This is a genomic window from Streptomyces sp. NPDC002446 (assembly GCF_053595675.1).
This window is the reverse complement of sequence record NZ_JBSFYC010000067.1, coordinates 14,828-35,552: the sequence shown is the minus strand read 5'-3', so window position 1 is coordinate 35,552 and position 20,725 is coordinate 14,828. Positions and strand designations below refer to the sequence as shown.

The window sequence follows — 20,725 nt, the reverse complement described above, 5'->3', positions numbered from 1 at the left end:
TGACAGTGAGCGGCGCGCTCGGCGAACGGGGCGTGCAGCGCCGGACGCGGGCGCATCGACCGGCGGATCATCGCCCGAGCACCGGTTCGGTAGCGTTGTGGACACCATGGACACTTCCCGAACGATCTCCTGCGACGAGGAACTGCGGCACTGGCCGACCGACGAGGCCCAGGCGCGCGCCGTCCAGGACCGGTTGCGGTCCCACGTACTGCTCGACGAGTCGGGGCCGGAACCGGGCTTCGAGGGCATCGTGGCCGGGGTGGACGTCGCCTACGACGACGAGCGGGATGTGGTCGCCGCGGCCGCCGTCGCGCTGGACGCCCGCACCCTCGCCGTCGTCGACGAGGCCACCGCCGTCGGGCAGGTCTCCTTCCCGTACGTCCCGGGGCTGCTCGCCTTCCGTGAGATACCCACCGTGCTCGCCGCTCTCGACCGTCTCGCCCGCACCCCCGACCTCGTGGTCTGCGACGGATACGGACTCGCGCACCCGCGCCGCTTCGGGCTCGCCAGCCATCTGGGGGTGCTGACCGGGCTGCCCACCATCGGCGTCGCCAAGAACCCCTTCACTTTCCGGTACGCCCCTCCGGGGCCGGAGCGCGGCGCGACCTCTCCGCTGCTGGACGGCGACGAGGAGGTCGGACGCGCCCTGCGCACCCGAAAGGGCGTCAAACCGGTCTTCGTCTCCGTGGGGCACCGCGTCGACCTGGACCGGGCCTGCGTGCATACGCTCCAACTGGCGGCCGCATACCGGCTCCCGGAGACGACCCGGGCCGCCGACGCGCTGTGCCGCAGGGCGCTGGCCGCCGCCTGACGACGGCACGATGGGGGCCCGGGCACCGGGTCACTCCTCGTGGACCACGCGGAAAGTGAGGCCTGCCTTTTGGAGGCGGGCCGTCAGCGCGTCCCCCATGGCCACCGCGGTCGTCACCTGGCCCGAGACCTCCGGGAGGTCGTCGAAGGCCAGGCTCAGTGCCGATTCGGCGAGCATCTTCGCCGTGTCCTCGTAGCCGGGGTCGCCGCCCGAGACCTCGGTGACCAGGCGTTTTCCGCCACCGGAGGCGACGAAGCGGACGGCGAACCAGCTGCGTGCGCGACGCTCCGGGCTCGGGCCCTCGCCCGGCTCCAGGCGGCCGGAGATCCAGCGTCGTGCGGGCGGCACCTGGGCGAGCGCACACAGCGCGCCCAACCCCAGGGCCCCGCCGACGGCGACCGGAAGCCTCCGCACGCCGGCGTAGTGGCGGTAGCGGAAGTCGGGCCCGTAGCGGTCCAGCGCGGCGGCCGAACGGGCGACGATCTGCGGGTCGAGGGTCGGCAGCGGCACGCCCCAGGTGCGTGTCTCGGCGCTCCGGACCGGCGGGCCGAACGGCGCTCGGACGGTACGGCCGGCCGGTCGGGGCTCGGTCCGCTGGCGCGCGCGGGCGGCTTGCGCCATGGCGACCGGGCGGGACACGGCGGTCAGTGCGGAGGCCAGCGTGCCGCCCGAGAACGTCGCGTTGGTGCGGACGAAGCCGTCGATGCGCAGCGGGACTCCCTCAGGGAGCAACCCCACCGTGTAGTGCACACCCAGGTCGTGCGGGACGGAGTCGAAGCCGCTGGCGTGGATGAGGCGCGCGCCGGAGGAGCGGGCCGTCGCGTGGTGCCGCACGTACATGCGGTCGATGAACTCCGGCTCTCCGCACAGGTCGAGATAGTCGGTTCCGGCTTCGGCGCAGGCGGCGACCAGCGGCTCACCGTGGATCACGTACGGGCCGACCGTCGTCGCCAGTACCCGGGTGCCGGCAGCCAGGGCGCGCAGCGCTTCCCGGTCGCCGCTGTCGGCCTGCAGCAGCGGCAGGTCGGCGCAGGCCGGGTCGATCTTCGCCAGCCGGTCGCGCAGTTGCTCCAGTTTGGTGCGGTTGCGTCCGGCCAGTGCCCAGCGGAGGCCCTCGGGGGCGTGCTCGGCCAGATATTCGGCCGTGAGGGCGCCGGCGAAGCCGGTCGCACCGTAGAGGACGAGGTCATGGGTCCGTCCGGAGGTGTCCTGCCGTCGCATCGCGCATCCTCTCAAGAGCCCCGTTGACCTGGTGTCCGGACCCTAGGCAGTCGCTGCCGCCGCGTCAACGACCGGCCTCGGACCTCCCGTTGGCCCGATCCGTTCCGTCGGCCCTCCTGTGGCGGGACGGGGTGCGGTGTGCGGCCTTGACAGGGTGTCGAGGGCCGGTCAGATTCACCGTGAGCGCCGATGACATGGGACGTCCCATGTCCCGTACACCGCGGTCGTGCTTCCTTGGTGGCCGTTAGCCCGTCGTCGCCTCCGCCAGCCGTTCCTCAGCCGTTCCTCAGCCGTTCGTCGCCCCGCACCGAACCGTCCGCCGACTACTGGAGGAGGCCGGGTTGCTGTGACCGTGCGCCCCATGGAGAGCCCTGAGGGGACACAGAGCTGGTACCGGGAGGTCACCGCACGGCAGTGGAAGGCGATGGCCGGTGCCTGGTTCGGCTACCTTCTCGACGGGTTCGACTTCGTCCTGATCACACTGGTACTGACCGTAATCGCCGAGGACTTCCACCTCAGCACCGCCACCGCCGCCTCGCTCATCTCCGGTGCATTCATCACCCGGTGGCTGGGCGGCGCCGTGCTGGGCGCCCTGGGGGACCGCTACGGCCGCAAGGCCGCCATGATCGCCAGCATCCTGCTCTACTCGCTGGGCACCTTCGCCTGCGGGTTCGCCTGGGGGTACACCAGCCTGTTCGTCGCCCGACTGGTGATCGGCCTGGGCATGGCGGGGGAGTACAGCGCCAGCGTGACCTATGTGCTGGAGAGCTGGCCCACCCGTTGGCGCAACCGCGCCTCCGGGTTCCTGATCTCCGGCTACGCGGGCGGCACCGTTCTCGCGGCCGAGCTGTACAAGTGGGTGGTGCCGCAATGGGGCTGGCGCTGGATGTTCTGGATCGGCGTACTGCCCGTTCTCGTTGCCCTCTGGGTGCGCAGGTCGCTGCCGGAGGCCGGGGACTGGCAGAAGGAGGTCGGTGCCGCCGCGGGCCGCCCGGACGGGGAGCGTCCGCATCCGTTCCGGCCGTTGTTCACCGGCCGTATCCGGTCGTGGAGCAACGCGGTCCTGGCAGCGGGGGCCTCGGTCGCGCTGTTCTGCGTCTTCACACCCGTGGGCGCGGGCTACGTCCCCTGGCTGTCGGCCGTCGCGGCGCTGTGCCTGATCGCCTTCGCCGTGCAGCTCGGCGGCCGCCGGGGATGGCTGCTGTACGTGTCCCTCATGGTGACGGTGTTCTGCGCCTTCCTGTACAGCTGGCCCGTCCAGGCCCTGCTGCCCACCTACCTCAAGACCGGTCTCGGCTACGCCCCCGGGCAGGTCACCGACGTGATGTCCTTTGCGGGCTTCGGCACGATGGCCGGCTGCTGGCTGGCGGGCTACGTGGGGGACCGGCTCGGTACCCGGCGCGCCTATGCGTGCACCCTGCTGGCCTCCCTCGTCTTCGTCTTCCCGGTCTTCGCGGTGCGGGACAGCCTGCCGCTGCTCGGAGTGCTGGTCTTCGGGCTGCTCGCGCTCAGCCAGGGCATCTCCGGCATCCTGCCGAAGTACCTCGCCGGCCACTTCCCGACCGCGCGCCGCGCCGCCTCGCTCGGCTTCGTCTACAACGTCGGGGCCCTGGGCGGCGCCGTCGCCCCCGTCCTGGGCGCCCATCTGGCCGAGGGCATGCCCCTGGGGCGGGCGCTCGCCGTGCTCACCTTCGGGCTGACCCTCGTCGTCATCATCCTGGTGGGCGGCGATGTCCCCCAGCGGCTGGGAAGACTGGTGGACCGTCAGGCGCCCGGAGACCACCTCGTACCGGAGGCCGGAGAAACGAAGGCCGCTTCGCCGCCGGCGCCGCCCGGCTCCACCGCAGGAGAGGCGTCGCCCGGCTCGGCCTAGGGCCGGTCCGATGGGCCTGGGTCGGAACGGCCCTAGCGGCACTCCGGCGGGCTGAGGGACGCCCGGGCGGGCGCCGGGCTCACTCCGTACGGTCACTCTGCCGCTCTGCCGCTCTGCCGCTCTGCCGCCCTGCCGCCCCGGCGTCACCCGGCGCACGCCGTCCAGCCGACAGCGTCTCGACCAAGGGGTGCGCGGTGGCGGGGCCCTCCAGACGGAGACGACGATCAGACCGCCACCGATGAACCCGACGCACGAGACGGCCTGCGCGGCGACGTGGGACGGGGTGGGCGCCACGCCGTCCGTGCTGACCTGTGTGGAAGGCGAACAGCGCGGTGGCGAGTTGCGAGTCGGACAGGGGGGTGATTGTCCCTCTGCGGGTCCGGCGCTCGGCGCTGCGCGGGCCGTTGTCAGTGGTCGCGGTTAGCGTGGGAGGCGTTGATCGGCCCGCACGCGGCGCGCGCGGAGCCGTACGGGGGAACGGACGTGGAGGAGCTCATGGCGAAGGCGTCGGATCCGGCGGTGGTGCGGGAGCGGGTGCGGGAGTTCGCGCTCGGGCTTCCCGGCGCCGTGGAGGAGTTTCCCTGGGGCGAGAGCGTCATCAAGGTCAACAAGAAGGTCTTCGTCTTCCTCGGCGTCGAGGACGGCAGCCATCCGCTGGGGGTCACCCTCAAGCTCAAGGAGCCGGACGCCCATGCCCATGCGCTGAGCGCGCCGGGTGCCGGACCGGCGGGGTACGGACTGGGCAGGTCCGGATGGGTGCAGGTTCCGCTGGAGGAGAAGGGCGCTCCGCCGGCCGAGCTGCTCTGCGACTGGGCGGAGGAGTCCTATCGCGTCATAGCCCCGAAGAGGCTCATCGCCGAGCTCGACGGGGGATAGCGGCGCAGCGGCAGCAGGCGCGCAAAGGCCCGTGGCGGCGATGGCAGTTGAGCATCGTCGGCGCGGGCCTTTTCCGCGGTTGCCACTTGGCACGGGGGTCTTGTGGAAAGTGGAACACGTTCTTAACATCACGGGTGTTACATCAGAAGTGTCACAGTGCGGAAGGGCATGGGGCGCGATGACTGAGCCGGACAACGGCCCGCTGAGCGGGGTGCGGGTGGTCGAACTCGCAGGCATCGGCCCCGGCCCGTTCGCGGCCATGCTGCTGGCCGACCTCGGTGCCGATGTCGTGCGCGTCGACCGGCCCGGCGGCGCGGGGCTGCGCATCGACCCGGCGTACGACCTCACCAACCGCAACAAGCGCTCGGTGCTGGTGGACCTGAAGAGACCCGAAGGGGTGGCCCAGGTCCTCGAACTGGTCGAGCGCGCCGATGTGCTGGTGGAGGGGTACCGCCCCGGTGTGGCCGAGCGGCTGGGCGTGGGCCCGCAGGAGTGCCTCGCGCGCAACCCGCGGCTGGTCTACGGGCGGATGACCGGCTGGGGACAGCAGGGCCCGCTGGCCGACACCGCGGGACACGACATCGGCTATATCGCCATCACGGGCGCCCTCGGCATGATCGGCCCGCCGGACGGTCCGCCCGCTATCCCCGCCAACCTCATCGGCGACTACGCGGGCGGTTCGCTCTATCTCGTCATCGGCGCCCTCGCGGCCCTCCAGCATGCCCGCACCGAGGGCGGAAAGGGCCAGGTCGTGGACGCCGCGATCGTCGACGGCACGGCCCATCTGACGGCGATGATCCACGGCATGCTGGCGGCCGGCGGCTGGCAGGACCGGCGCGGTGCGAATCTCCTGGACGGCGGGACACCGTTCTACGGCGCCTACGAGACCGCCGACGGCGGCTATATGGCGGTCGGCGCGCTGGAGAAGCGCTTCTACGGCGAGTTCATCCGTCTGCTGGGCATCGATCAGGAGGCGCCCAGCCGGGACGACCTCGCGGCCTGGGGCGAGCTGCGCACCGCCATCGCCGCCCGCTTCAGGACCCGTACGCGACAGGAGTGGACCGAGGTCTTCCAGGAGTCCGACGCCTGCGTGGCGCCCGTGCTCTCGCTGCGCGAGGCCCCGCAGCACCCGCACCTCGCCGCCCGCGGCACCTTCGTCGACCACGGCGGGATCACCCAGCCCGCACCGGCGCCCCGCTTCTCGCGCACCCCGGGCGCGGTACGCCGACCGCCCGCCCGGCCCGGCGCGGACACCGAGGAGATCGCCCGGGACTGGCAGGCGCCCAGCCTCCTCGCCCCGACACCGGTCGACCGCGCCGGCGCCCCGGCCGCTTCCCCGATCCGCATCGAGCAGAAGGACGCCGCCGGCTGATGGAACTCTCCACGACACTGCAGTACGCGGGAGATCCGCGCCGGGCGGCCGAAGAGGCCGCCGCCCTGGAACGGGCGGGCCTGGACGCCATCTGGGTCGCCGAGGCCTACGGCTTCGACTCGCCCACGATCATGGGATTCCTGGCCGCCCGCACCGAGCGCGCCAAGATCGGCTCGGCGATTCTGAACGTCTACTCCCGCACCCCCGCCCTGATCGCCCAGACCGCCGCCGGGCTCGACGCCGTCTCCGGCGGCCGGGCACTGCTCGGCCTGGGCGCCTCCGGACCGCAGGTCGTCGAGGGCTGGCACGGCAAGCCGTACGACAAGCCGCTCGGCCGCACCCGCGAAACCATCGAGCTGTGCCGCCGGATCTGGCGCCGCGAGGTCATCGACCACCACGGCATCACCGATATGCCGCTGCCCCCGGAGAAGGGCGGCCGGCTGGGCAAGCCCCTCAAGATCCTCACCCGGCCGGTGCGCCCCGCCATCCCCGTCCATGTCGCGGCGCTCGGCCCGGCCAACGTCCGGCTGACCGCAGAGATCGCCGACGGCTGGCTGCCCACGCTCTTCATCCCGGAGAAGGCCCACGACGTGTGGGGCGCCCCGCTCGCCGAGGGCGCCGCCCGGCGCGATCCGGCGCTCGGCCCGCTGCAGACCGTGGCCGGCGGCCTGCTGGCCATCGGCGAGGACGCCGCCGCGGCCCGGGACCTCGCCCGCCCGACCATCACGCTCTACGTCGGCGGCATGGGCGCCAAGGGGAAGAACTTCTACCACGCCCTCGCCGTCGCCTACGGCTACGGGCAGGCCGCCGACCGGATCCAGGAGCTCTACCTCGCCGGCCGGAAGCGGGAGGCCGAGGCGGCCGTACCGGACGAATTCTGCGAGCTGATGTCGCTGTGCGGGCCCGCGGGGTACGTCCGCGAGCGGATCGAGGCGTTCCGGGAGGCGGGCGTGACGATGCTCAACGTCCACCCCGTGGGACCGGAGCCCGCCAAGCTGATCGAGACCGTCAAGAACTGGCTCTGAGGAGGGCCCGCAGAGATGACCGCCCAGATGAAGCGCCAGATCTTCACCGAGGATCACGAGGCCTTCCGTCAGACCGTGCGCACCTTCCTCGCCAAGGAGGTGACGCCGCATTACGACCAGTGGGAGAAGGACGGCATCGTCAGCCGGGACGCCTGGCGGGCGGCCGGCAGGCAGGGACTGCTGGGCCTGGCGGTGCCCGAGGAGTACGGCGGCGGGGGCAACGCCGACTTCCGCTACAGCGCCGTCCTCGCGGAGGAGTTCACCCGCGCCGGCGCGGCCGGTCTCGCGCTGGGCCTGCACAACGACATCATCGGCCCCTACCTGACCTCGCTCGCCACCGACGAGCAGAAACGCCGCTGGCTGCCCGGCTTCTGCACCGGCGAGATCATCACCGCCATCGCCATGACCGAGCCCGGCGCCGGATCCGACCTGCAGGGCATCCGCACCACCGCCGAGGACCGGGGCGACCACTGGCTGCTGAACGGCTCCAAGACCTTCATCTCCAACGGCATCCTCGCCGACCTCGTCATCGTCGTCGCCAAGACCACACCGCAGGGCGGTGCGCACGGGTTGTCGCTGCTCGTCGTCGAGCGCGGGATGGACGGTTTCGAGCGCGGCCGCAACCTCGACAAGATCGGCCAGAAGTCCCAGGACACCGCCGAGCTGTTCTTCAACGACGTACGGGTTCCCAAGGAGAACCTCCTCGGCGAGCTCAACGGCGCGTTCGTGCATCTGATGACCAATCTCGCGCAGGAGCGCATGGGCATAGCCGTCGCCGGGATCGCCGGCGCCGAGCATCTGCTGGAGATCACCACGCAGTACGTCAAGGAGCGTGAGGCCTTCGGGCGGCCGCTGGCCAAGCTCCAGCACATCCGCTTCGAAATCGCCGAGATGGCCACGGAGTGCGCCGTCACCCGCACCTTCCTCGACCGCTGCATCGCCGATCACTCGGACGGCACGCTCGACGCCGTTCATGCCTCCATGGCCAAGTGGTGGGCCACCGAACTCCAAAAACGCGTCGCCGACCGCTGTCTGCAACTGCACGGCGGATACGGCTATATGACCGAGTACCGCGTCGCCAAGGCCTTCACCGACGGCCGCATCCAGACCATCTACGGCGGGACGACCGAGATCATGAAGGAGATCATCGGTCGCTCCCTGCTCGGCTGACCCGCCCGCTGTGTCCTCCCGCTGTGTTTTCTCGAAAGGCGCTTACCCAGTGAGTACCGAAGCGTACGTATACGACGCGATCCGCACCCCGCGCGGCCGTGGCAAGGCCAATGGCGCGCTGCACGGCACCAAGCCGATCGACCTGGTCGTCGGCCTGATCCACGAAGTACGCCGCCGCTTCCCCGGACTCGACCCGGCCGCCATCGACGACATCGTGCTCGGCGTCGTCGGACCGGTCGGCGACCAGGGTTCCGACATCGCCCGGATCGCGGCGATCGCCGCCGGACTGCCCGACACCGTCGCCGGCGTCCAGGAGAACCGCTTCTGTGCCTCCGGTCTCGAAGCGGTCAACATGGCCGCGGCCAAGGTGCGTTCGGGGTGGGAGGACCTGGTCCTGGCGGGCGGCGTGGAGTCCATGTCGCGGGTCCCGATGGCCTCCGACGGCGGCGCCTGGTTCGCCGACCCGATGACCAACTTCGACACCGGCTTCGTCCCCCAGGGCATCAGCGCCGACCTCATCGCCACCATCGAGGGCTACAGCCGGCGCGATGTCGACGAGTTCGCCGCGCTCTCGCAGGAGCGCGCCGCCGAGGCCTGGAAGGACGGCCGCTTCGAGCGCTCCGTCGTCCCGGTGCGCGACCGCAACGGCCTGGTCGTCCTCGACCACGACGAGCACATGCGCCCCGGCACCACCGCCGACTCGCTCGCCGGCCTCAAGCCGTCCTTCGCCGCCATCGGTGACGCCGGCGGCTTCGACGCGGTCGCCCTGCAGAAGTACCACTGGATCGAGAAGATCGACCATGTCCACCACGCCGGCAACTCCTCCGGAATCGTGGACGGCGCGGCGCTGGTCGCCATCGGCTCCAAGCAGGTCGGTGAGCGCTACGGCCTGACCCCGCGGGCCCGCATCCTCTCCGCCGCGGTCTCCGGCTCCGAGCCGACGATCATGCTCACCGGCCCCGCGCCCGCCAGCCGCAAGGCCCTGGCCAAGGCCGGGCTGACCATCGACGACATCGACCTGGTTGAGATCAACGAAGCCTTCGCCGCGGTGGTGCTGCGCTTCGTCAAGGACATGGGCCTGAGCCTGGACAAGGTCAACGTCAACGGCGGAGCCATCGCCCTGGGCCACCCCCTCGGCGCCACCGGCGCGATGATCCTGGGCACCCTCGTCGACGAGCTGGAGCGGCAGGACAAGCGCTACGGCCTGGCCACCCTCTGCGTCGGCGGCGGCATGGGCGTCGCCACCGTCATCGAGCGCCTCTGACCCCTCGTCCCACCCACTACGGAGTACGCACCATGAGTGAATCCGCAGCTTTGTCGACCATCCGCTGGGAACAGGACGAGACCGGCATCGTCACCCTGGTCCTGGACGACCCCGACCAGTCCGCCAACACCATGAACAGCGCCTTCAAGACCTCCCTCAGCGCGGTCGCCGACCGCCTGGAGGCCGAGAAGGACAGCATCCGCGGCATCATCTTCACCTCCGCCAAGAAGACCTTCTTCGCCGGCGGCGACCTGCGCGACCTGATCGCCGTCACCCCCGCCCAGGCCCAGAAGGCCTTCGAGGCGGGCAACGGCATCAAGCGTGATCTGCGCCGTATCGAGACGCTCGGCAAGCCCGTCGTCGCCGCCATCAACGGCGCGGCGCTGGGCGGCGGTTACGAGATCGCGCTCGCCTGTCATCACCGCATCGCGCTCGACACCCCCGGTACCAAGATCGGCCTGCCCGAGGTCACCCTCGGCCTGCTGCCGGCCGGCGGCGGGGTCACCCGTACGGTCCGGCTGCTCGGCATCGCCGACGCGCTGCTGAAGGTGCTGCTGCAGGGCACGCAGTACAACGCCACCCGCGCCAAGGACGCCGGGCTGATCCACGACGTCGCGGTCACCCCCGAGGAGCTGCTCGCCAAGGCCCGCGCCTTCGTCGACGAGCACCCCGAGTCCCAGCAGCCCTGGGACGTCAAGGGCTATCGCATCCCCGGCGGCACGCCCGCCCAGCCCAAGTTCGCGGCCAACCTCCCGGCGTTCCCCGCCAACCTCAAGAAGCAGCTGGGCGGCGCGCCGTACCCCGCCCCGCGCAACATCCTGGCCGCGGCCGTCGAGGGCTCCCAGGTCGACTTCGAGACCGCGCAGACCATCGAGGCGCGGTACTTCGTCGAGCTGGTGACCGGCCAGGTCTCCAAGAACATGATCCAGGCGTTCTTCTTCGACCTGCAGGCCGTCAACTCGGGCGCCAACCGGCCCAAGGACATCGAGCCCCGCAAGGTAGAGAAGGTCGCGGTCCTCGGCGCCGGCATGATGGGCGCGGGTATCGCGTACTCCTGCGCCAAGGCCGGGATGCAGGTCGTCCTCAAGGACGTCTCCCTGGAGGCGGCCGAGAAGGGCAAGGCGTACTCGGAGGGGCTGCTGGCCAAGGCGCTCTCGCGGGGACGGACGACCGAGCAGCAGCGCGATGAGCTGCTGGCGCGCATCACGCCCACCGCCGAGCCGGCCGACCTCGCGGGCTGTGACGCCGTCATCGAGGCGGTCTTCGAGGACGTCGGTCTCAAGCACAAGGTGTTCAAGGAGATCCAGCACATCGTCGCGCCCGACGCGCTGCTGTGCTCCAACACCTCCACCCTGCCCATCACGCTGCTGGCCGAGGGTGTCGAGCGCGACCAGGACTTCATCGGGCTGCACTTCTTCTCGCCGGTCGACAAGATGCCGCTGGTGGAGATCATCAAGGGGGAGCGGACCGGCGACGAGGCGCTGGCCCGCGCCTTCGACCTGGTCCGCCAGATCAAGAAGACCCCGATCGTCGTCAACGACTCGCGCGGCTTCTTCACCTCCCGCGTCATCGGCCACTTCATCAACGAGGGCGTCGCGATGATCGGCGAGGGCCTGGACCCGGCCTCCGTCGAGCAGGCCGCCGCGCAGGCGGGCTACCCGGCCAAGGTGCTCTCCCTGATGGACGAGCTGACGCTGACGCTGCCGCGGAAGATCCGCGAGGAGACCAAGCGGGCGGTCGAGGAGTCCGGCGGCACCTGGCAGCCGCACCCGGCCGACGAGGTCATCGACCGGATGGTCGACGAGTTCGGGCGCACCGGCCGCAGCGGCGGCGCCGGCTTCTACGAGTACGGCGAGGACGGCAAGCGGGCGGGCCTGTGGCCGGGGCTGCGCGAGCACTTCGCCGAGGAGGGCGCCGGCATCCCGTTCGTCGACATGCAGGAGCGGATGCTCTTCGCCGAGGCGCTGGACACCGTCCGCTGCTTCGAGGAGGGCGTGCTCACCTCCGTCGCCGACGCCAACATCGGCTCCATCTTCGGCATCGGTTTCCCGGGCTGGACCGGCGGCGTGATCCAGTACATCAACGGATACCAGGGCGGGCCAGGGCGGGAGGAACTCGTCGGTCTGCCCGGATTCGTGGCCCGCGCCCGCGAGCTGCAGGCGGCCTACGGCGACCGGTTCGCGCCGTCGGCGCTGCTGGTCGAGAAGGCCGAGAAGGGCGAGAAGTTCAGCGACTGACCCGGCACGGGGCGGGCCTCGGCGGCCCGCCCCGTCACTCCTGGGGGGTGTGCCGGGACGGAGCGGCCTGTGGGGTGTCGTCCCGGCGGCCCGTCTCACCCTCCTTGCCGAACCACTCCCGCAGCTCCTGCTTCATCGACCGCTGGAAGGCGGTGATCAGCGCCTGTACCACCATGGGCTGCATATGGGCGGAGAGCGACTTCATCCGTGCCACCTCCTCCTCGTCCGGCCCGCCGTCCCGGTACGGCTCCCATACCTCGTCCTTGAAGAGCCGGCTCAGCTCGCGGGCCGCCGAGCGGGTGTGCTCGATGACGACGCTGCGCGCGGCGAGGATGGTCTCCAGCGTGATCGGGACGTCCAGCAGCCGGGTGCCCAGGTGCAGCAGCCCGGGGTCGACCCGGAAGACCCGCGGGTCATCGGTCCGTACGAGCACGCTCATGGCCGCCAGCCGGTCGAGGTCGTCCTCGGTCAGCTGCCGGCCGACCCGCCGCTCCAACTGCTCCCGGCTGGCGTCCTCCGTCTTGTCCGGGATCCAACTCGCCACCAGGGCACGGTGGATGGCCAGGTCCTGGGCGCTCAGATCGGGTGGCAGCTGCTCCAGGTAGCGTTCGATCGCGGAGAGCGTCAGGCCCTGGTGCTGGAGCTCCTCGATGAGCGCGAGCCGCGAGAGGTGGTCGGGCCCGTAGCGGCCGACGCGGCGCGGACCGATCTCCGGCGGCGGCAGCAGACCGCGGGTGCTGTAGAAGCGGATCGTGCGGACCGTGATGCCGGCGCGGGCGGCAAGCTCGTCGACGGTCAGGCCGGTGGCGGACTCCCTCATGTTCAACAGTATTGCTGTCTCACCATTCTTGTGAAACCTTCTGGCTCCGTCCCGGCCGCACCGCACCCGCGGCCGGGTTCCCGGTTCGGTCCGCAGATCAGGCCCTCACCACCAGGAGGCCGCGTTGACCATGATCCTGCGCATGCCCGGTGAACCGGACGAACTCACCCTCCCCGACCTGCTGTTACGCAACGCCGAGGACCATGGCGAGCGGCCGGCGCTCTCCTGGCGCAGTGCCGGAGCCATCGGCTGGCACACGCTGACCTGGGCCGAGGTCCGCCGGCGGGTCGCGGAGCTGGCCGCTGGCAGCCGCTGCTCGGCGATGCCACCGCCCCGCTGCAGGGGCTGGTGATCGTCGAGGCGGGGGAGGCCGGCGAACACGAGACCTATGCGGCGCTGGCCGCGCGGGGCGCCGAGGCCTACGACCCCGAGGCGTTCGAGGAGGGCCGGCGGCGGAGCGGAGCGGCCGACACGCTGACCGCCTCCCCAAGGAGCGGCGGTCGGCCGTCGAGGAGGCCACTGGGTGCGCCCATGCGTACGTCGCCTGCCAGGAGCGGGGCGCGCGCCCCTCCGGACCGAGACGTCGGGGGTGGCCACGGCGAACGGCCCCGGCGGGTTCCGGCTCGGTTCGGTCGGCCGTCCGATCGGCGGGGTGGAGGTGCGTACGGCCGCGGACGGCGAGATAGAGGTCCGGGGCCGGACGGTGTGCGAGGGGTATCTGCGGGCGGACGGATCGGTGGAGCCGGCGACCGACGCCGATGGCTGGTTTGCGACGGGCGACATCGGCCGGGTCGACGAGGACGGCTTCCTCTGGCTGACCGACCGCAAGAAGGAAATGATCGTGACCTCGACGGGCAAGAACGTCTCGCCCGCGCTGGTCGAGAACACCCTCAAGGAGCATCCGCTCATCGGCCAGGCGCTGGTGCACGGCGACGGCCGCTCCTATCTGGTCGCGCTGCTGGTCCTGGACGCGGAGCTGGCTCCGGCCTGGGCGGCGCGGCACGGCACGGCATCGAGGGGACGCTGCGGGAGCTGGCCGGGCATCCGGAGGTACGGGCGGAGGTCGAGCGGGCCGTCGCGGCGGCGAATGCGCGCCTGAACCGAACTGAACAGGTCAAGAAGTTTTCGCTGCTGAGCGAGGAGTGGGGTCCGGATTCGGGTGAACTGACGCCCTCATTGAAATTGCGGCGCCGGGCAATATTGGTCAAATACGGACAAATCTTGGATGGCTTATACACGCTGTGATCTTCCCCACAGACGGGGGGCCACTCTTCGGGGAAGGTGTGCCGTCGGCCGTCCGCGCGATCCGCAGGATTCGGCCCATCGCTCAAACGCCTGCCCCAAGGCAAGCGCCTGCCCGAAAGCGAGAACCACCAGCAGTGAGCACAGAAACCGTCACCGAGACAGCCCACAGGTCACCTGACGGGGGGAGCGGCGTACAGCAGGACGCGGGCGACGCGGGCTACAGCAAGGGCCTCAAAGGCCGGCACATCAACATGATCGCCATCGGTGGAGCGATCGGAACCGGCCTTTTCCTGGGCGCCGGCGGCCGACTGCACTCCGCCGGACCCGCGCTGGCCGTCGCCTACGCCGTCTGTGGCCTGTTCGCCTTCTTCGTCGTACGAGCCCTGGGCGAGCTGGTGCTGCACCGCCCTTCGTCCGGTTCGTTCGTCTCGTACGCCCGTGAGTTCCTGGGGGAGAAGGGCGCCTACGTCGCCGGCTGGATGTACGTCGTCAACTGGTCGACCACCGGTATCGCCGACATCACCGCGATCGCGCTCTACACCCACTACTGGAGCCTGTTCACCGACATCCCGCAGTGGGTGATGGCGCTGATCGCGCTGGCGGTCGTGCTGTCGGTGAACCTGATCTCGGTGAAGATCTTCGGTGAGCTGGAGTTCTGGTTCGCGATCATCAAGGTCGCCGCGCTGGTCCTCTTCATGTTCATCGGCATCTTCCTGCTGGCCACCCAGCACCCGGTCGACGGCCACACACCAGGGCTGAATCTGATCACTGACCACGGAGGCATCTTCCCGACGGGCCTGCTGCCCGTGGTGATCGTGCTCCAGGGTGTCGTCTTCGCCTACTCCGCGGTCGAGCTGGTCGGTGTCACCGCGGGTGAGACCGCGGACCCGCAGAAGGTCGTGCCGAAGGCCGTCAACTCCATCATGTGGCGGGTGGGCGTCTTCTACGTCGGCTCGGTGGTCCTGCTCGCGATGCTGCTGCCGTGGGAGAAGTACACCGGCAGCGAGAGCCCCTTCGTCACGGTGCTGTCCAACGTCGGTGTCCCGGCGGCGGGCGATGTGATGAACCTGGTCGTGCTGACCGCGGCGATGTCCAGCCTGAACTCCGGTCTCTACTCGACCGGCCGCATTCTGCGCTCGATGTCCATGGCGGGCTCCGCGCCGAAGTTCGCCGGCCTGATGAACCGCAACCAGGTGCCGTACGGCGGCATCATGCTCACCTCCGCGGTGTGTGTGCTGGGTGTCGGGCTCAACTACTGGCTGCCGGGCCAGGCGTTCGAGATCGTGATCAACATCGCGGCGCTGGGCATCGTCAGCACCTGGTGCACGATCATGATCTGCCACATGGTGTTCGTGCGCCGCGCCAAGGCTGGTCTGGTCGAGCGCCCGCGCTTCAGGCTCCCGGGCACGCCGGTCACCGACATCGCGACCATCGTCTTCCTCGTCGGCGTCATCGTGCTGATGTGGTTCGACGGCGGTGTCGGCCGGCAGACCGTGATGCTGATCCCGGTCATCGCCGCCGCCCTGGTCGTCGGCTGGTTCGCGGTCCGCGGCCGGGTGGCCCGGATCGCCAAGGAGCGCGAGCTGGCGCAGTAGCCGAGCAGTAGCCGGCGCCTGAGCAACATCAGGGCGGTCGCGGAGGCCAGGAGGCTTCCGCGGCCGCCCTCGCGCTTGTCCGGTCCGGTCGGCCGGCGGGGCGCGACACGGGCTGCCCGGGGTGCGACACGGGCTGCCGCCGCAGAGGCGGTCAAAAGTGATCCGGCGCGTCGTCGACTGGTTATGGGATATGTCGTATTAGCCTTCAGTAACTGTACGAAGTCGATCGCTCACAGATCGCGTCCGTTCAACTTACCGGAGATGAAAGATGCGCAAGCTTCGTAAGGCTGCCGTTGTGGTCGCCGCTCTCGGCAGCGTCGCCTTCCTCGGCGCCGGCACCGCCAACGCCCACGGCGGCAAGGGCGGGGGCGACTCGTGGAACATCAAGTCGGGCAGCTCGTGCCGGTCGCACGACCTGAACGTGGACGTCCTCGGCGAAGTGGGGATCCTCAACGGCGTGCTGGGCAACGCGCTCAACGGTGAGGGTGCCCCGGGCGCGCAGTCGACCCCGATCGGTTCGAGCATGGGCTGCATCAACAGCGTCGGCGGGCACGGCGACAAGTAACGGAAACGGGCCCCGGTGCCAAGGCGCAGGCCTGGCACCGGGGCTCCGGTCTGACCGTCGGCGGACGGGTCGGCCGTCCCGGTCGATTGTCAGTGCCCGCGCTTACGGTTGACCCATGACTGAGAACACGGGGATCTCTTACGTCAAGGGGGACGCCACCGCGCCGCAGGGCAAGGGCGTCAAGGTGATCGCGCATGTCTGCAACGACCTGGGCGGCTGGGGCAAGGGCTTCGTGGTGGCGGTCTCCTGCCGCTGGCCGGAGCCGGAGGCCGCCTACCGGAAGTGGCATCGCGAGCGCGCGCGGAACGACTTCGGGCTGGGGGCGGCCCAGTTCGTGCAGGTCGGCGACCGGTTGTGGGTCGCCAATGTGATCGGCCAGCGGGGTATTCGCAGGGGCAGTAAGGGCGTCCCGGTGCGGTACGAAGCCCTCGCCTCCGGGCTCGGGCGGGTCGCGGCCAAGGCCGCCGAGCTCGGGGCGTCGGTCCATATGCCGCGGATCGGCTGTGGGCTGGCGGGCGGCAAGTGGTCCCGGGTGGAGCCGCTGATAGCCGAGCGGCTCGTCCAGTGCGGCATACCGGTGACGGTCTACGACCGCTGAACTCGCCGCCCGCAGACCGGAGTTCGGTCGCTCAGCCGCCGACTACGGGGTAGTGGTCGGAGAGGTTGGTGTAGGTGTACTCCTTGCCCCAGCTGGAGACCGTCCAGGGCGCCGACTCCTCCTTGATCACCTCGTTCTGCCATCCGGCCGGCCGGGCATGGCCGTTGCGGTGCAGAACGTAGTCCAGGTCCTCGCGGGGGTCGTCCGGGTAGCGGTACTTCGCTATGGAGTTCTCCTGGGTGTCGAAGGAGTACGGGTGGCCCGTGCGGCTGTCGGCGGGGGCCAGATCGGCGTTGCTCAGCAGCGCGCCGTACTCGGCGCTGTGTGAGTCGACGTTCAGATCGCCGGCGACCATCACCTCCTCGTCCGCCGGGATGTCCTTGGCGTCGAGGAAGGCGTCCAGCTCCTTGAACTGCTTGGCGCGGTCCGCGGCGGCCTCCCCCGCCGCGCAGCCGGAGTCGGTGGACTGGGCGTGGGTGCCGACGATGTGCACCTTGGCGCCGTTGACGTCCAGCACCGCATAGACGAAGCCCTTGTTGGAGTGGGAGTCCGAACCGCAGGCGTCCTTGTAGATGTACTGCTCCTTGCGCAGCACCGGCCACTTGCTCAGCAGCGTCACCCCGCCGTCCTCCGGGACGACGGCCGAGTAGGCGCCGCCGGTGGCGTCCCAGCCGCTCTTGCTGCGGCCGACCACCGGGGTCTGATGCGGGTACTGCGCCGAGGCGCGGGACTTCAGGGCGTCGGAGGAGGAGTTGTCGAACGCCTCCTGGAGGATGACGACGTCATTGCCCTGGAAGAAGTCCGCGGCCGGAATCGCCTGCGCGCGGTGGTCCTGGCCCCAGTTGGGGTAGAGGTTCTTGCTCATGAGGAAGGCGTTGTAGCTGAGCACCTTCAGTTGCGGGGCGGTGGCGGCCGACGCCGTGGGGGAGGTTGCGGCGAGGGCGACGGCGGCCAGGGCGGCGACGGTGGCGGCGGCCCGGGAAGTGCGCAGCGCTGGGTGCAACACGGGGACTCCCTGTGGGGGTGGGGGTGAGTTCCGGCGAGGCACATCCAATCAGCTGTGGTTACTTCGAGGTAACCATCGGGGAGCAACGAGATGGAGGGGAACGGGATTTACGGACCGAGTGCTGCCCTGCGGGGTGCCGCGACGGCTGTTTGGTAGTGCGGCTCCCCCTGCCCGCGCGCCTGCGCGCCCGCGTGCCTGCGCGCGCCCACACGCCTGCGTGCCCGCGCCCCCACGTGCCCGCGTGGCACCGGGAGCCCGCCGTATCATGAGTAATGCCATGAATACGGAAGAAGACCATCCAAAGCCCCCGCCGGCCGGAGGTGTGCTCTGGTCGCTGGTCGGGGACATCCGCGCGCTGCTGACCCTGCCGTCGGCGATGACGATGCAGGTCGCGCACCCGGCGGTGGGCGCCGGAGTCGACGATCACTCCGTCTTCCGTACGGACCCCTGGGGCCGCGGTGAGCGCTCGCTGACCTCGGTGCAGCTGTGGGTGTACGGCGGCGAGGCCGCGGCCGAGGAGGGGCGCCGGCTGCGGCAGCTGCACAAGGCCGTCCAGGGCGTCGACGCCCACGGCCACCGGTACCACGCGCTCACCCCCGCCTGTTACGCCTGGGTGCACGCCACCGGCTACCCCGTCTTCCGGCACGCCCAGCGCTATCTCGGCCGCCCCTTCACCGAGGCTCAGGAGCGTCAGCTCTACGCCGAGTGGCTCCAGGTCGGCCGGATCCTGGGGATCCACGACCGCGATATGCCGCAGACCATCGAGGAGTTCTGGCCGTACTACCGCAAGGTCCTCGACTGTGAGCTCGAAGAGACCGTGGTGGTACGGGAGTTGATCGCGACGGACCCGACGCTGCCGGCTCCCGACCGCGGTCCGCGCTGGCTGCGGCTGCTGCTCCGGCTGACCTGGCCGTGGCTCTGCCCGTGGTTCGCCCGCTTCCGGCGGTTCCTCACGATCGGGCTGATGCCGCCGGACGCCCGGCGTGCCATCGGCCTGGAGTGGACGGATGCGCAGGAGCGCCGGCTGCGCCGCTTCGGGCGGGTCGTGCGGGTGGCGGTCCCGCTCCTGCCGGAGCGGCTGCGCTACATGCCGGTCGCGCGCCGGGCCCGCCGGGCGGCGCGCCAGCAGGGCCTGCCCCGACGCTGACCCGCAGGGCCTGCCCGACGCTGACCCGCAGAGCGCGTGCCGAGCCGCCCGGCGCGCGCTGGACAACGGGGCATGACGTGGGCCGACCCGGTTGCCCTGGGCCGACCCGGCTGCCCTGGGCCGACCGGCACGCCTCGGACCCACCGGACAGCCCCCAGTCGCGTACGGACGGAGCCGGGGGACGGGATGCCCGATTCCCCCGGCTCCGGATGGATCATCACCGCTCGGTGAAGGGCCATCGGTACACCGTTGTGCGATGCGCCGTTGCGCGATGCGCCGTTTCGCGATGCACCGCTTCACCGGCCCGCCGGATCAGTGGCCGTGTGCCTCGTGCACGTGGTGCGTGGCCGCGATCTGCTTCCACGACTTGGGCTCGGCGACCGGGCCGTGCTGCGCGCCCAGCGCCCGCTTGGCCGCGCCCGCCGCCGGCTTGGACGGCTGGAAGAGCCAGGTGTCGAAGAAGTCGGCCAGCTGCTTGCCGGACTTCTGCTCGGCGAACTTCACGAAGTCGGCGACCGAGGCGTTGCCGTACTTGTTCTCCGTCTGCCAGGACTTGAGGATGCCGAAGAAGACCTTGTCGCCGACCTTGTTGCGGAGCGCCTGGAGGGTCAGCGCACCGCGGTCGTAGACGGCACCGTCGAACTGGTTCTCCGCGCCCGGGTTGCCCGGCTTGACCGTCCAGAACGGGTCGTCGGCCGGGTGCTGCGAGTAGACCCAGTCCGCCAGCTCCTGCGCGGTGCCCTCGCCCTCCTTCTCCGACCACAGCCACTGGCTGTAGGTGGCGAAGCCCTCGTTGATCCAGATGTCCTTCCAGTCCTTGAGCGAGACGTTGTCGCCGTACCACTGGTGGGCCAGCTCATGCACCACGACCGAGACGTTCGTGCCGCGGTCGAAGGCCTTCTTGCCGTAGAACGGGCGGGTCTGGGTCTCCAGCGCGTACCCGGCCGGCACGTTGGGGACATAGCCGCCGACCGCGTTGAACGGGTAGGGACCGAAGACGCTCTCCAGCCACTCGGTGATCTCGGTGGTGCGCTCGATGCTGGCCTTCGCCGAGCCCTCGTTGGCGCCGAGGTCCTTGCTGACGGCGTTGATCACCGGCAGGCCGTTCGCGGTCTTGTCGGTGGTGATGTCGAACTTGCCGACGGCCAGCGTCGTCAGATACGTCGCCTGCGGCTTGTCCGAGCGCCAGTTGTAGCGCGTCCAGCCGAGCTTGGAGGACTGCGAGGCCAGGACGCCGTTGCTCAGCGCCTGGGTGCCGTCCGGGACCGCCACCGAGATGTCGTAGGTGGCCTTGTCCGTGGGGTGGTCGTTGCTCGGGAACCACCACACGGCGGAGTCCGGCTCCTGCGCCACCACACCGCCGTCGGGCGTACGGGCCCAGGCGGAGTAGCCGTCTATCTTCAGCTCGGAGGGCTTGCCCGCGTAGCGGACCACCACGCTGATCTGCTTGCCCTTCTCCAGCGGCGTGGCCGGGGTGACCTCCAGCTCGTGCTTGCCGGACGTGGCGAAGGCGGCCTTCTTGCCGTTGATCCGGATCTCGCTGACCTTGAGGCCGAAGTCCAGGTTGAAGCGGGAGAGGTCCTGGGTGGTCTTGGCGAGCAGCGTCGCTGTGCCCTCCAACAGGTCCGTCTTCGGCTGGTACTTGAGCCGCAGGTCGTAGTGGGAAACGTCGTATCCGCCGTTTCCGCTCTCGGGGTAGTAGGTGTCGCCCACGCCCGGAGCGCCGGGTGAGAAGCTGGCCGCCGATGCCGGGATCGCCAGCAGCAGGCTGAGCGCGGCCGCGCCCGGGACGAGGAGTCTGTGACGCACGAGTCCTCCAACTCGTAGGGGGATGGCTCTCGTCAGACCCTATGCAGTGCATCGGACCGGCGTCATGTACATGGCCCGATCTGACACATGA

General features: G+C 70.5%; 17 protein-coding genes and 1 pseudogene. 14 read left to right on the top strand and 4 right to left on the bottom strand.

Translation table 11 applies throughout. From position 1 onward, the window contains the following. The first annotated feature begins 106 nt into the window (after positions 1–106). Positions 107–811 carry a deoxyribonuclease V gene (gene nfi / locus ACWD6P_RS29395; protein WP_451447199.1) on the top strand — a complete coding sequence of 235 codons (705 nt, stop codon included), beginning with the start codon at positions 107–109 and terminating at the stop codon, positions 809–811. 30 nt (positions 812–841) lie between these two features. Here nfi and ACWD6P_RS29390 read toward each other — a convergent pair whose 3' ends face one another. Then, the gene (locus ACWD6P_RS29390) at positions 842–2,032 is read right to left on the bottom strand and encodes a saccharopine dehydrogenase family protein (protein WP_451447198.1); all 1,191 of its coding nucleotides are present in this window, start codon (positions 2,030–2,032) and stop codon (positions 842–844) included. Positions 2,033–2,393: 361 nt separating this feature from the next. Between ACWD6P_RS29390 and ACWD6P_RS29385 the strand changes: the two genes are divergently transcribed. The 7 genes from ACWD6P_RS29385 to ACWD6P_RS29355 all read left to right on the top strand — a co-directional run bounded on the left by ACWD6P_RS29385 (position 2,394) and on the right by ACWD6P_RS29355 (position 11,849). Then, the gene (locus ACWD6P_RS29385) at positions 2,394–3,905 is read left to right on the top strand and encodes a sialate:H+ symport family MFS transporter (protein WP_451447197.1); all 1,512 of its coding nucleotides are present in this window, start codon (positions 2,394–2,396) and stop codon (positions 3,903–3,905) included. Positions 3,906–4,400: 495 nt separating this feature from the next. Then, on the top strand, positions 4,401–4,781 hold the full coding sequence (locus tag ACWD6P_RS29380) for an MmcQ/YjbR family DNA-binding protein (protein ID WP_451447196.1): 381 nt from the start codon (positions 4,401–4,403) through the stop codon (positions 4,779–4,781). Between the two features lie 178 nt (positions 4,782–4,959). Beyond that, the gene (locus ACWD6P_RS29375; protein ID WP_451447195.1) at positions 4,960–6,153 is read left to right on the top strand and encodes a CaiB/BaiF CoA transferase family protein; all 1,194 of its coding nucleotides are present in this window, start codon (positions 4,960–4,962) and stop codon (positions 6,151–6,153) included. Beyond that, the gene (locus ACWD6P_RS29370) at positions 6,153–7,178 is read left to right on the top strand and encodes an LLM class F420-dependent oxidoreductase (protein WP_451447194.1); all 1,026 of its coding nucleotides are present in this window, start codon (positions 6,153–6,155) and stop codon (positions 7,176–7,178) included. The genes ACWD6P_RS29375 and ACWD6P_RS29370 overlap by 1 nt, the downstream gene beginning before the upstream one ends. A gap of 27 nt (positions 7,179–7,205) precedes the next feature. Continuing rightward, on the top strand, positions 7,206–8,348 hold the full coding sequence (locus ACWD6P_RS29365; RefSeq protein ID WP_451447207.1) for an acyl-CoA dehydrogenase family protein: 1,143 nt from the start codon (positions 7,206–7,208) through the stop codon (positions 8,346–8,348). A 49-nt stretch (positions 8,349–8,397) separates the two neighbouring features. Next, entirely contained in the window at positions 8,398–9,612 is a 1,215-nt protein-coding gene (locus ACWD6P_RS29360; protein ID WP_451447193.1) for an acetyl-CoA C-acetyltransferase, read from the top strand. 32 nt (positions 9,613–9,644) lie between these two features. Further along, a complete protein-coding gene (locus tag ACWD6P_RS29355) occupies positions 9,645–11,849 on the top strand; it encodes a 3-hydroxyacyl-CoA dehydrogenase NAD-binding domain-containing protein (RefSeq protein WP_451447192.1) in 2,205 nt (734 codons plus the stop codon). A gap of 34 nt (positions 11,850–11,883) precedes the next feature. Here the strand turns inward: ACWD6P_RS29355 and ACWD6P_RS29350 are convergent, their stop codons facing one another. Then, positions 11,884–12,669 (bottom strand): MerR family transcriptional regulator, encoded by a 786-nt coding sequence (locus tag ACWD6P_RS29350; protein WP_451447191.1) that lies wholly within the window; start codon positions 12,667–12,669, stop codon positions 11,884–11,886. Positions 12,670–12,793: 124 nt separating this feature from the next. On the opposite strand from ACWD6P_RS29350, the gene ACWD6P_RS29345 reads away from it, so the two are divergent. The 5 genes and pseudogenes from ACWD6P_RS29345 (at position 12,794) to ACWD6P_RS29325 (ending at position 16,672) form a co-directional block, all read left to right on the top strand. After that, entirely contained in the window at positions 12,794–13,021 is a 228-nt protein-coding gene (locus ACWD6P_RS29345; protein ID WP_451447190.1) for a hypothetical protein, read from the top strand. Positions 13,022–13,243: 222 nt separating this feature from the next. Then, positions 13,244–13,914: pseudogene (locus ACWD6P_RS29340) on the top strand (long-chain fatty acid--CoA ligase); the annotation flags it as partial. A gap of 134 nt (positions 13,915–14,048) precedes the next feature. After that, entirely contained in the window at positions 14,049–15,509 is a 1,461-nt protein-coding gene (locus tag ACWD6P_RS29335; RefSeq protein ID WP_451447189.1) for an amino acid permease, read from the top strand. Positions 15,510–15,777: 268 nt separating this feature from the next. Beyond that, the gene (locus tag ACWD6P_RS29330; RefSeq protein WP_451447188.1) at positions 15,778–16,074 is read left to right on the top strand and encodes a hypothetical protein; all 297 of its coding nucleotides are present in this window, start codon (positions 15,778–15,780) and stop codon (positions 16,072–16,074) included. Positions 16,075–16,189: 115 nt separating this feature from the next. Beyond that, complete coding sequence (locus ACWD6P_RS29325; RefSeq protein WP_451447187.1) at positions 16,190–16,672, top strand: macro domain-containing protein; 483 nt, start codon at positions 16,190–16,192, stop codon at positions 16,670–16,672. A gap of 31 nt (positions 16,673–16,703) precedes the next feature. Here ACWD6P_RS29325 and sph read toward each other — a convergent pair whose 3' ends face one another. After that, a complete protein-coding gene (gene sph, locus ACWD6P_RS29320) occupies positions 16,704–17,678 on the bottom strand; it encodes a sphingomyelin phosphodiesterase (RefSeq protein ID WP_451447186.1) in 975 nt (324 codons plus the stop codon). A 277-nt stretch (positions 17,679–17,955) separates the two neighbouring features. On the opposite strand from sph, the gene ACWD6P_RS29315 reads away from it, so the two are divergent. Beyond that, positions 17,956–18,825 (top strand): oxygenase MpaB family protein, encoded by an 870-nt coding sequence (locus tag ACWD6P_RS29315; RefSeq protein ID WP_451447185.1) that lies wholly within the window; start codon positions 17,956–17,958, stop codon positions 18,823–18,825. A gap of 312 nt (positions 18,826–19,137) precedes the next feature. Here the strand turns inward: ACWD6P_RS29315 and ACWD6P_RS29310 are convergent, their stop codons facing one another. Further along, entirely contained in the window at positions 19,138–20,634 is a 1,497-nt protein-coding gene (locus ACWD6P_RS29310; protein WP_451447184.1) for a M1 family metallopeptidase, read from the bottom strand. Positions 20,635–20,725: the final 91 nt, after the last annotated feature.